The organism is Nostoc sp. (genome assembly GCF_036919675.1).
Classification (GTDB): domain Bacteria; phylum Cyanobacteriota; class Cyanobacteriia; order Cyanobacteriales; family Nostocaceae; genus Nostoc.
Map to the genome: position 1 here is coordinate 41,146 of NZ_JBALCP010000103.1, position 12,270 is coordinate 53,415.

The 12,270-nt window shown below is 41.1% G+C and carries 11 protein-coding genes and 1 pseudogene; 7 read left to right on the forward strand and 5 right to left on the reverse strand.

What is annotated here, in order from left to right; translation table 11 throughout:
• Nucleotides 1–402 precede the first annotated feature (402 nt).
• Nucleotides 403–1,275: a LysR family transcriptional regulator gene (locus tag V7K49_RS23750; RefSeq protein ID WP_335207779.1), complete on the reverse strand. Its 873-nt coding sequence runs from the start codon at nt 1,273–1,275 to the stop codon at nt 403–405.
• Nucleotides 1,276–1,387: 112 nt separating this feature from the next.
• Between V7K49_RS23750 and V7K49_RS23755 the strand changes: the two genes are divergently transcribed.
• From V7K49_RS23755 to pcrA, 3 genes are all read left to right on the forward strand, one after another.
• Nucleotides 1,388–1,768 (forward strand): YybH family protein, encoded by a 381-nt coding sequence (locus V7K49_RS23755; protein WP_335207781.1) that lies wholly within the window; start codon nt 1,388–1,390, stop codon nt 1,766–1,768.
• A gap of 136 nt (nt 1,769–1,904) precedes the next feature.
• Nucleotides 1,905–2,909 (forward strand): zinc-binding alcohol dehydrogenase family protein, encoded by a 1,005-nt coding sequence (locus V7K49_RS23760; protein WP_335207783.1) that lies wholly within the window; start codon nt 1,905–1,907, stop codon nt 2,907–2,909.
• A 500-nt stretch (nt 2,910–3,409) separates the two neighbouring features.
• Nucleotides 3,410–5,734, forward strand: coding sequence for a DNA helicase PcrA (gene pcrA / locus V7K49_RS23765; protein WP_335207790.1), 2,325 nt, complete (start codon nt 3,410–3,412; stop codon nt 5,732–5,734).
• Nucleotides 5,735–5,782: 48 nt separating this feature from the next.
• On the opposite strand, the gene V7K49_RS23770 is transcribed toward pcrA, so the two are convergent.
• The 4 genes from V7K49_RS23770 to V7K49_RS23785 form a co-directional block, all read right to left on the reverse strand.
• A complete protein-coding gene (locus V7K49_RS23770; protein WP_334870791.1) occupies nt 5,783–6,076 on the reverse strand; it encodes an antibiotic biosynthesis monooxygenase family protein in 294 nt (97 codons plus the stop codon).
• A 144-nt stretch (nt 6,077–6,220) separates the two neighbouring features.
• On the reverse strand, nt 6,221–6,871 hold the full coding sequence (locus V7K49_RS23775; RefSeq protein WP_335207785.1) for a retron system putative HNH endonuclease: 651 nt from the start codon (nt 6,869–6,871) through the stop codon (nt 6,221–6,223).
• Nucleotides 6,868–8,130, reverse strand: coding sequence for an AAA family ATPase (locus tag V7K49_RS23780; protein ID WP_335207787.1), 1,263 nt, complete (start codon nt 8,128–8,130; stop codon nt 6,868–6,870). Before V7K49_RS23780 ends, V7K49_RS23775 begins: the two co-directional genes overlap by 4 nt.
• 2 nt (nt 8,131–8,132) lie before the next feature.
• Nucleotides 8,133–9,050, reverse strand: a complete 918-nt coding sequence (locus tag V7K49_RS23785; protein WP_334870785.1) for a metallophosphoesterase family protein — start codon at nt 9,048–9,050, stop codon at nt 8,133–8,135.
• Between the two features lie 135 nt (nt 9,051–9,185).
• On the opposite strand from V7K49_RS23785, the gene V7K49_RS23790 reads away from it, so the two are divergent.
• From V7K49_RS23790 to V7K49_RS23805, 4 genes and pseudogenes are all read left to right on the forward strand, one after another.
• Nucleotides 9,186–10,055: a hypothetical protein gene (locus V7K49_RS23790; RefSeq protein ID WP_334870783.1), complete on the forward strand. Its 870-nt coding sequence runs from the start codon at nt 9,186–9,188 to the stop codon at nt 10,053–10,055.
• 163 nt (nt 10,056–10,218) lie between these two features.
• The gene (locus tag V7K49_RS23795; RefSeq protein ID WP_335207789.1) at nt 10,219–11,052 is read left to right on the forward strand and encodes an ATP-grasp domain-containing protein; all 834 of its coding nucleotides are present in this window, start codon (nt 10,219–10,221) and stop codon (nt 11,050–11,052) included.
• Between the two features lie 55 nt (nt 11,053–11,107).
• Nucleotides 11,108–11,251: a hypothetical protein gene (locus V7K49_RS34775; RefSeq protein ID WP_442942286.1), complete on the forward strand. Its 144-nt coding sequence runs from the start codon at nt 11,108–11,110 to the stop codon at nt 11,249–11,251.
• Between the two features lie 250 nt (nt 11,252–11,501).
• Nucleotides 11,502–12,270 (forward strand): annotated as a pseudogene (locus V7K49_RS23805) (hypothetical protein); the annotation flags it as partial.

Consider the following 12,270-nt stretch of genomic DNA (forward strand, 5'->3'; position numbering starts at 1 on the left):
AAAAATTTAACGGTTCAATCATGATGTATCGTGTATTGCTAGCCAATGTCAATTGGGTACTCAAGGAGTAAATAGTCCTATTGGTGACAATACTCTCCGTTAGGTATTACAGCGTTTTTCAAGTAAATAAACCACTGGCTAGGGAACATTGCCGTATCCCTACTAAAATCTGTAGTTCAATTAACTGAAAATAGCTGTAAGCTCTGTTGACAACAGAACAAGTCAGAGCTTGCCCATCATGTTTTGAGGTTTGATTCCCCGTCGCTGATTTTACGACAGAACGCGCCGGAATAACTAGTCTTTTCCTTTTAGTTCATCAGTACTAATTACTTGTCTTGATCGCCCTGTGACACTTTATGGTGCGGAATGTGGGTTGTAAACTCTGTCAGTAAAAGTTTCTTACTATTGAAATAAGCAATTAACCCACTCAGTACAAAAGTCAATATAAGTACTGACCAAACGAGATAGTTGCTTACAGGATGGATACAGGAGATTTAGTTGTTGAGTGGGTAACGAATAATCTTCCAGTAATGTCTTCAACCGTCCGCTAGCTAGATGCTCTTTGATTAGGAAAGGGGGCAGTTCAGTAACACATGCACCAGCTAGAACTAACTTCAGGAGATGAAGATAATCATTGACTTGCAAACTGGGAGCAATCTGGATCGACTCATCTCCTAATGACCATTTTCTCGCATCAGTTCGGGTGTTCCAACTCGCGCAAGGCATTGTGAGAAGTTGCTCTGGCTGGGAAGGTTCACCATATTTTTCGAGAAAATCTGGGCTAGCAACGAGCTGATGACGATATTCACCCAACTTCCTAGTAATTGTCTGATTATCCTTGGGTTTGCCAACTCTTAAAGCCACATCAATACCATCCTCAATCAAATTGATCTTGCGTTCAGTAATAAAAATTTCGAGCTTGACTTTGCAATAGCGGACTTGAAACTCTTGTAGTAGCTCTTGCCAAGGAAGAAATGCAGGCGGCAGAGAGAGCCGTAGTGTCCCTGTCAGTTCCTGCTGCTGATTTTCAAGGATAGACAAGCCAGTTTCAAACGTCTCAAACCCGCGAGCCGCGTATTCATAAAACGTTGTACCTGCTTGAGTCATTCGCAGATGGCGTGTAGAACGTTCTAAGAGTCGAATGCCGAGGTCTTTTTCCAGTTCGGCAATCCGCCGACTCACTGTTGCCACTGGGGTATTTATCCGTCGGGCAGTCTCCGAAAAGCTTCCATACTGAACCACTTTGACAAACAAAGCAGCCGAGTTGAAGTCCATTTTATCTTTCCATATTTGAGAAAATGTTTCTCAATTTTACCCACTACCCATCAAATCTAAGAATATGTACACTGCTCAATAGGTTAAAAAACCTCAATTTAGGAAAGTATTTATGAAACAGATTCAAGAAGTTCTTCAGGAATATGAGCAGGTTTTGAACGGGTCAGATGCTAATGCGGTACTGGCACTTTACAGTAGTCATCCAATATTCATGCCGCAGTTTTCACCTGCTCAAGTAGGACGCGATGCAGTTCTTGATACCTACAAGCAAATTTTTCAAACTATCCAATTCCAGGTCAAGTTTACGATTCATGAGGTAGAACCAATGGAGGAACTTGCCTATGCGCGCACCTCATCATCAGGCACGGTAACTGTTTTAGCTGACAAGAAAACTACGTCTGAAGGAAATAATGAGATATTTATTTTCAAGCAGGAGAACGGTAATTGGAAAATTCATCGGTATTTGTTTGCCTCTTCACAGGCATCCAATTAACTCATCCAATTAGCTGTAGCGGCTTGCTCCCCATAAATGCTCCAGCTTACAGGCAACAAACCATTCTGTGATGGTGCTCATACAAAAACTGGGTTTGACGCCATAGAACGAGTTAATTCAACCGCTGATTAACGTTATGAAAGCAATTGTTTTAGAATCTCCCGGTGACCCGACAGCCCTTCAGTTACAAGAGATTACAAAACCATCTCCTCAGCCTGGATGGGTGCTAATCAAGGTCAAAGCCTTTGGTCTAAACCGTTCTGAGATGTTCACGCGTCAAGGGTACTCTCCCAGTGTTCAACTTCCCCGAATTTTGGGGATTGAGTGCGTTGGCGTTGTCGAAGCCGCCCCTAATACCCCATTTCAGCCCGGTCAGAAGGTAGCAGCGATTATGGGAGGTATGGGACGAGTGTTTGATGGCAGCTATGCCGAATACACCTGTGTTCCGCAAGCCTGCGTATTTCCGATTAAGAGCAACCTCGACTGGTCAGTGTTAGGAGCCATTCCAGAAATGTTCCAGACGGCTTACGGGTCTCTGATGTCCGGTTTGGGCGTGCAGGCAGGGCAGACGCTATTAATTCGGGGGGGTACCTCATCAGTTGGTATGGCCGCAACACACCTTGCCAAAGAACTGGGGCTAACCGTTGTGGCGACCACTCGCAACTCTTCTAAAGTAGAAGCTTTGCAAGCAAATGGGGTTGATCGGGTTGTAATAGATACAGGAGCGATCGCAACCTCTATCCGTCAGAATTTTACCAAGGGGGTTGATTGCGTTTTGGAACTGGTAGGAACCTCTACCTTGCTGGATTCCCTGCAATGTGTTGCCCCTGGTGGCATTCTCTGCATGACCGGTATTTTGGGTAACGCCTGGACATTAAACGACTTTTCGCCAATGGATGATATTCCTCATACGGTAAGATTGACCGTTTATACCGGAGGTACTGAAGATTTATCTATTGAACACTTGCAACGATTTATTGATGGTGTAGAAGTGGGGCAAAACCGGGTCAATATAGACCGTGTTTTTCAGCTGGACGAGATTGTTGAAGCCCACCAATATATGGAGTCTAATCAAACAACAGGAAAATTAGTGGTATTAATAAATGAGTCGAATGGCACTAAGAAAAGCCGAAACACTTGAAGTTTAAGCAGTTTGCAATTACTTGCTCCCATTCGTGCCAGGGTTTTATGATCAATTGGTACGCTTTTACACGGCCGCTTTGGCATTCCATACAGATAATGGTCATGCTGGTGTGCCAAGTCGCCAAAATCTGTATCAATTGCACAGACAGTTTTTAATCAACTGCCTCAGTTTATCCCAATCTGAGTCTTCTGGGGTTGCTGGCTGAGGTGTGTGGTTTTCTTCGACAAACACAGATTATAACTGACTGCCCCTCATGCCCTTCAATTGGTTCTTTAGGATGAACCACACCGTTTTGGAATGTGCCTTTGAGTGACAGCATAGCTTTTTCTTGCTTCTACATAAATCATGATAGAGTACCATTCTGGTTAAGAATATTGGCACACAATCTTTATTGACCAAGTTTCGTTAGGATGTTGTAACCTGGGCAATAGCGACTCTCTATTGATGTGACACCAGGCGTAGGCGTAGCCCGTCGTAGACATCGCTTTTTCACATCCATGACAACAACCATCGACTTTCTCAGTCACCTTAACCCCAGCCAACGTCAAGCTGTCGAACATTACTGCGGCCCGTTGCTAGTTGTTGCTGGCGCAGGTTCCGGTAAAACACGAGCACTGACTTATCGCATCGCCAATCTGATTTTGAAACACCGTGTTGATCCAGAAAATATCTTGGCGGTTACTTTTACCAACAAAGCCGCACGAGAGATGAAAGACCGGATTCAACGGCTGTTTGCGGAACAACTGGCAATGAAACAACACGGTAAGCGTTTTGATTTGTTGACAGAATACCAACAAACGCAATTGCGATCGCAAGTTTACAAAAATACGATCAAAGACTTGTGGTGTGGCACTTTCCACAGTCTATTTTCTCGCATTCTCCGTTTTGATATTGAAAAATATGTAGACGAGAAAGGACGGCGTTGGAATCGCAATTTCTCTATATTTGATGAATCAGATGTGATGACTCTGATCAAAGAAATCGTCAACAAACAGTTAAATTTAGACGATAAGAAGTTTGACGCCCGCTCTGTCCGCTACGCTATTAGTAATGCTAAAAATCAAGGTTTATCGCCCCAAGAATTTGAGCAAGATCAACCCAATTATCGCGGACGGGTGATTGCCCAAGTCTATAATTTATATCAAGATAAGTTAGCAGAAAACAACGCTCTCGACTTTGATGATCTAATTCTCGTACCAACTAGATTATTTCAGCAAAATGAGCAAGTATTGGGTTACTGGCATCGGAAGTTTCGCCATATTCTCGTAGATGAATATCAAGATACCAACCGCACTCAGTATCAACTCATCCACTTATTAGTTACTAATGGCGAAACCAGAAAGAGCGAATGGGAATGGCAAAATCGCTCAGTTTTCGTTGTCGGCGATGCAGATCAATCAATTTACAGCTTTCGGATGGCAGATTTCACTATCTTGCTGGGATTTCAGGAAGACTTTGGCGATGGTTTGGTAGATGATGACACCCGAACGATGGTTAAGCTGGAAGAAAACTATCGTTCTTGTGAGAACATTCTGCAAGCGGCTAATGAACTGATTGAAAATAACACCCAACGGATTGATAAAATCCTCAAACCGACACGGGGACCGGGTGAGCAGATTACTTGTCACAAAGCCGATGAAGAACTCGCAGAAGCGGCATTTGTAATTAATCAAATTCGGACTTTAGAACAGCAAAATCCAGAGTTAAGCTGGGGTAGTTTTGCCATCCTTTATCGGACAAACGCCCAATCTCGCCCTTTTGAAGAATTGTTGGTGAAATATCAAATTCCTTATACAGTTGTGGGGGGAATGAGATTTTATGATCGCAAAGAAATTAAAGATGTCATTGCTTATTTAAGAGCGATCGCTAACCCATCTGATACAGTCAGTTTATTACGAGTCATTAATACTCCCCGGCGGGGAGTTGGCAAAACCACTATTGATGCTTTGGTGAACGCCTCCCAACAATTAGGGACAACTTTATGGGAAATACTCAGCGATGAAACATCAGTTAATACATTAGCTGGACGGGCGACAAAAGCTGTAAATAACTTTGCCGCAATGATTAGCCGTTGGCAAGGACAAATCGGTACGCTTCCCGTGACTGAGGTTTTGCAAGGAATACTAGAAGACTCTGGTTACGTCCAAGACTTGATGAGTCAAGGCACAGATGAAGCCACAGATCGGGTACAAAACGTCCAAGAACTTTACAACGCTGCACTGCAATTTCAAGAAGAAAACGAAGAGGTTTCCCTTCAAGACTTTCTGAGTAGTGCCGCCCTCAGTTCCGATTTGGATAATTTAAAAGAAGGACAGACAGCCGTTTCTTTGATGACTTTGCACGCTTCCAAAGGTTTGGAATTTCCCGTAGTATTTTTGGTGGGATTAGAACAAGGGCTATTTCCCGGCTACCGATCGCTGGGTGATCCCGCATCTTTGGAAGAGGAACGCCGCCTGTGTTATGTGGGGATTACTCGCGCCCAAGAGCGGTTATTTTTATCACACGCGCGGGAACGTCGTTTATATGGTTCTCGTGAACCCGCCATGCGATCGCAATTTCTCGACGAATTACCAGAAGAATTATTAACTACTCAACACCTGAGTCGTCAAAGTTATACCAAAAGTGCTTCTACTCCTAGTGGAAAACAAGACACAACCCAGAATTGGCAAGTAGGCGAACGAGTATTACATAAAACGTTTGGTCTTGGTGAAATTACTCATGTTTTTGGAACAGGTAATAAGATGTCTGTGGCAATTAAATTTTCCAGCTTGGGACAAAAAATTGTTGATCCAAGAGTAGCACAGTTGCAACGAGTAGAGTGATACAGCCACATATCCCCGACTTCTTTGACAAATTGGGGATCTTGTTTTTCATATTTCAATTTCTTCAAAGTGTTCAACAGTGGGAAATGGTTCATAAAAATGATGCAGAAGTTTTTTCCACTCTTGATACTCAGCAGAACTTCTAAATCCCACAGTATGAGATTCTAAACTTTCCCATCTGACAAGTAATAAGTATTTATCTTGGACTTCTGTGCATCTATGCAATTCATGGGATAAATATCCGTCCATAGAGGAAATAATTTTAGAAGCTTTTTTGAAAGCAGTTTCAAAATCAGATTCTATACCAGGTTTAACATGAAGCATAACTGCCTCAAGAATCATAAAATTTTGCGGTGAGAATTAAGCTAATGTTATTTAGTATAATTGAATGCGATGTCTACGGTGGTCACTGAGCTTTACGTTGCCCTGAGCTTGCCGAAGAGTCGAAGTGCCGGCTACGCCTACTAACGCACACACTTTAGTTAATCAAAAGTAATTCTTGAGTAAATAGCTAATTGCGGCACAAAACGGAGTATGTTGCCCATTAGTATCTAGCTGCTGATAACCTTCAGCAAGCAGTTGTATTTCTATTTCAGTCAAACCTTCAGTAGCCAGCAATGCAGCATCAATTGCTACTCTACGCATCTTTTGCAGTTTGTCAATGTCAAGTGCAAGCTCCTTAATTGTTGTTTCAGCAACAGCTTTTTTACCTGGATTATCTGTCGGTTGAATTTCACCAGAAGCAGGATATTTAAAAAAATCAGCACAGTTTATTTCCAAAGGTGAAACCATCAAATTTTCATCGTACCAATACTTTTTCTTATGTCCGCAATGCACGGGAACAGTAGGAGGTTCTTCACTTTCTCCTTGACATGAAGCGATAAGATTTGTGTACTCCAGTGCCAGATTTGGATAAGTACTACGAGGTTTTAAGTGTTCTATGTGGCTAGTTGTTCTAGTGATACGCATTCCACAATAGCAACAGATATATCCCTGTTCCTTCAGTAAAGCATCATGTACAACAGCTTTTTCTGGTGTTTGAAAATTATCATCCCAGCTAGGTTTCCAATCATCATTTTCCAGAGCCTTCCAATTGGTAAATTTCTCTGGTTCCTGACTCTTTTTGATGTGCTTCATCGGTTGAGAATTTCCTTCCGCCGAATGAGTACATCCGCTTTGACAAATTCTGGCTCGTCTGCTCCGATTTCATTAGCCAATTGTTGACGTAATTGCCTAGCACCTTCAATATTTCCAGCATCAATTAGTCGAAAAAGCTCTAAAAGACTTTCCTTAATTTCCTGGGGACGTTCTGGAACACCCATGAGATCTTCTAAAATGCGATTGCTATCTCTCCCAAAGGAACTTTCTGGTCTTTTAGCAACAACACCTTCGTCTGTTTTTTCTAGAATATAAATTCCTTCCGGCTTGACTTGGCTAATTACTTGAGGCGAATGGGTGGTGACAATAAACTGGCAATTGGGGAATGTTCTTGTCAAAGCAGGAATAATTTCTCGTTGCCATTTTGGGTGTAGATGTAGTTCAATTTCATCAATTAAAACAACACCATCACCTAGGAGTGGATCTGGTAAACTAGGGTTGGCAATTGCCAATCGTCTTGCTAAATCTCCCACCATTGCCAGCAAGCATTTTTCCCCATCTGATAGTTGATTAACTATAAGTTCCTCACGTTGTTTTTGCACAGTCATTCTGAGGGGAGAACGACGGACACGTAAGTTATAAAAATCAGGAATTAACGAATATATAGCTTGTCGTACTGCTTCTAGCTGTTTATCTCTGTGAGCAGGGTTATCTCGCCGTTCTTCGTTCTCCAAATCTTCCCGTTCTCTAAACCATTGAAATAAGTGACCAAAATTAACACTTATCCCTGTTAGTGCCTCGTCATAGGCATATAAATATAATTGAGCTATATCTTCCTTGATTTTTAAGGGAATATCAAAAACTGCTCGATTTACAGGGTAGTAAACTGCCAGAGGTATATTGGTGTTTTCATCGGCTTCTAATTGTTCATATATATCGTCATCTTCAATTGCAGCTAATAACTCTGTAAGGTCATTGCTTATTTCTGTAGTTTTTTGTTTACGAGGTGTGGTTAAGGACCAAGTTAATTGACGAGATAAGAGTAAAATTGTAATCTGGTTGTGCGTTTTTTTATATTTATTTTTGATATCATCTTCTCTAAAAAAACGTTCAGCGCTAATGTCAAATTGGCTTCTACTTATCAAATGAGATAGGAGTATAGCCAGACAGTCAAGAATACTAGATTTGCCCACGCCATTGATACCAATAAGTACCGTAGGACTCGTTTCATCGAAATCAAGCGTCAAATCACCGATTCCACGGAAGGATTGCATTTTCAGACGCTTGACTTTCATCATAATTACGCTGATTTCAACTTAATAATACCTTTATCAAAAACACGATTATCAGTAGCGATCGCACCAACTTCTATTCTATCTTTATACACCTCATAAGAGGCAAAACTTAAATCACTGGTGGAATACTCTGTCCACTCAGAACGCCCTACAGGACGATTGCCTGCACCTGCACCACAAATTAAATAAGTTGTACCATCAATAGCACGAGTGCGTTCATAACTATGTTCGTGGCCATTGATATAAAGTTGAACGCCGTATTTTTGAAATAGAGGAGTGAAAGTTTTAATAAAATCTGGATTATTCCCATACTGACCCGATGAATAAATTGGATGATGTCCAAATACCACTTTCCAAGGAGCATTACTAAGACTTAATTCTTTTTCTAACCAAGTTAGCTGGTTTTTCCAATCAGCATTAATATTAGTATCTAAAGCAAAAAATTGCACTTGATTACGTTTAAATGTATAGTAACGTCCCTTCATATTAAAGTCGGCATACTTGACTTGTGGATCACCATTAGCAGTACGAATATCGTGATTACCTAAACAAGCCTGAAATTTCACATCTTGCTTCAGTAAAGCTTGATAAGGACGCTCAAAAACTGCATTAATTTTCTCGATGTCGCCGTCGTTGTAAATATTGTCTCCAGCTAAAACTACTAAATCATAAGGATTTTGTTTGTGATAGGCATTCATTGCCCTAGCCACAGCATACTGTCCTTTAGCGCCAGTCCCCGTATCCGCAACAGACACAAAACGTAATAACAAGTCTTTTTTGGGTGGGTTGGCGGCTATGGCTGTTGTTGAATCAGTAATACCAGCACTTTGATTATTTTGATGAGCTAACATCCAGCCTAAAAATCCTGCACCAATGGCGCTGAAGCTACTTAAAAATAAAAATTGACGGCGTTTCAGGTTCATAATTCACCAAATTTAGTAAATAGTCAGTTCAGCGGAAACAATGAGCAATGAAGTGATACATTAAGGCAAAAGAAGGCAGCACCAGTAATAATGTACGTTGTTTGTCTTTGATTCGCTGCTTTTGGTGAAAGTTCCATGTCACAAGACAATCAGTCAAAACCGACGAATGAGCAGGTAACTCAACCTCCCCAAAAACCTTACCAGAGAGTTCAGCCATTTTGGAAGGCTAAAATTATCCAACTTCTCCAAGGGACGATTGGGGTTTTAGAAGTAACGGTGGAGAAACTGGAGACTGCACCCCCACCTGGTACTGAAGAAAAACCCAGTTTTTTCCAGCAACTTCAGTTGCGATGGGGTGGACTGTTAAGGACAATCCGCTTGTTTTTACCATCAAATTTGTCAACAAAGTTATCAGATACAGCTTTGACGGGAATTGTTACTGCAATTGCTGTAATTCTCGTTTGGACAACTACGACTGTCTTTACTGGTAAACCTACTGAAGTAGCAACAGTTCCGCCGGTTAAGGAGGTTCCTGTACCCACACCAATAATAACTACTCCACCGGAGTCAGTCGCACCAGAACCACAGCTACCACAGCCACCAGAGGAAATTACGCCGCCGCCAGTAGTACAAACTCCGCCACTACCAACGTCGGAAGCAGAACCAGAACCAATTCCGACACCAACCATAGAATTGACACCAGAACAAGCCTTGATTGCGGCTATTGAAAATCAGGTAGCCGAAACTAGCGATCGCATTGCCTCTGGTCTGATAAAGTCAATTCAAGCTAACTTCCGTACTAGCAATCTTACAGTCAAAATTAGCAACGATTGGTACACTCTCAAGGAATCTCAGCAGGACAAACTAGCTGCTGAGATATTACAACGTTCTCAAGAACTTGATTTTACCCATTTAGAAATTATTGACTCCCAAAATAGGCTGATAGCGCGTAACCCAGTTGTTGGTACTGAGATAGTGATTTTTAAACGGCAAACAACAAGTTAAAAATTAGTTGGTCTAATTTAGATTTCGCCACATATTGTTTGGTGATATTTTGGATAGTTTTATTCAATAATGCTCAGAATTGATGGATATGAATTCAAGCAAAGTATGTATTTTGTAATAATTAATCTAAACATTTAATTTTGACGTTTAACTTTAAGTATTTATGTTAGATAACGTTTCTCTACTGCTCCAAGCTTGTGAAAATTTAAATATCAGCTATGAAATTATTTATCCTACTGAAAACTTAGTAAAAATAAAACTGAATAATAAACAGCATTATTTTTGTAATAATAGTACTCCGATAATAAATCAAGCACTAGCATACCTGATAAAAGACAAAGAATACACTTACCATATTTTAAATAAAAAAGTTAACCTTCCTCGGACAGTAGGTTTTCTTTCTCCTTGCTGTGACATCAAGTATAAGATTTACTTAAAATTCTCAACTATTCAAGATATTGTATTAGAAATCAAGGAAAAGTTTAAAACACCTGTGATTGTTAAAAGGAATTCTGGCGCGAGCGGACATAACGTTTTCTTATGTCAGAATACAAATGAAATTGAAACTGCTTTAAAAGAGATTTTTAATATCAATTCTCAGAAGTATGATTACGTCGCTCTTGCTCAAGAATTCATTTACATAAAATCTGAATATAGAGCGGTTTTATTAAATAAAGAGTTAGTTTTGCTCTATGAAAAAGATATAATTGATGCAAATTTTATAGGTAATCTCAGTCCTCTCCACTGGGATGGTGCGAAAGCCAAGTATATCAATGATCCACAAATCTTGTCAGAGATTGCTAATTTCGCCAGACCAATTTTTGAAGAATTAGACCTTGATTATGCTGGTTTAGATATCGTCTTAGATCGAGAGAACCAATATTGGTTGATTGAAATCAATTCTCACCCCAATTATAGTATTTTCACTAGAGACAATGGCGAGGAGCCTGTATTGAAAATTTTTGAGAAAATGCTAATTAGCCTAGCCTCAAAATAAAAAAATCGGTACTTCGGTTATCTAATTCATCACTCTGTATAAATTAGTTGCATTTATGACAATAATATTTGCTCCTGCTTTTGCGATCGCACCAGCATGGTTAAACTGTGGTGTAATGTACACATCGTATCCAGCTATTAATTGCTTCTATAGCCCAATAATTGGTACTTACACCCTTTCTTACACGGTGCTGATGTGATTTGGCGGATCAATACGCACACCAACAGCACCATTATTTACAGCAGCTTGTGCTAGCGGCTTCGGCGGCGAGGAGAGCATCGCGCAGTCCTATTGTGCCCCTACACCTGGCGATATAATGTTTTACCTGATCTGAATGGGAACCGCTATAAGCATTTTCAATCATTAATGGTAAGAGGGAGCTGAATGTAGGGGAAAAAGTTTGTTTTGATTATGTAATAACCAACAGTTTAAAACGGTAATACAGCATTATGCATCGGATAAGTAGCACATCAGGTGGATGGAATCAGTCAGAGGGTTTAATTTTTCTAGAACAAACTCCAGCGCCTTTCGTGTTGATTACGGCCGCTGATACCGACATTCAAACTTTGGCAGCTGCGGTGACAAAATTACCTGCAAGCTTTCCGGCATTAAGAGTCGCCAACCTATTGCAGTTGCAGCAACAATTAAGTGTAGATACTTATGGAGAGCAAGTTTTGGAACTTGCCCAAGTAATTATTTTGCGCCTGTTAGGAGGACGTTCCTACTGGGGTTATGGTTTAGAAGTAGTGCAGGAAATTGTACAACGTAATGGTAGAACCCTGATTGTAATGCCAGGGGATGACGCTTTTGATCCCGATTTAATCTCCCTGTCTACCGTGCCCTTGAGTGTTGTTAACCAAGTATGGCAGTATTTTAGCGAAGGCGGCGTAGAAAATTTCGTTAATGCTCTCCAATTTATCTCTGACACTTGCCTGTTAACTGCATACAATCCCCCGCTACCCCGGCCAATTCCGCGTGTGGGATTGTATGAATGGGGAGCAGGGAGCAGGGAGCAGGGAGCAGGGGAGCAGGGGAGCAGGGGAGCAGGGAAGCAGGGGAGCAGGGGAGTGTTAGAACTTGATTCATCCACCTCGGAACTGGATTCATCCACCTTTGATACTCGTTCATCCACCTCGGAACTGGATTCATCCACCTTTGATACTCGTTCATCCACCTCGGAACTGGATTCATCCACCTTTGATACTCGTTCATCCACCT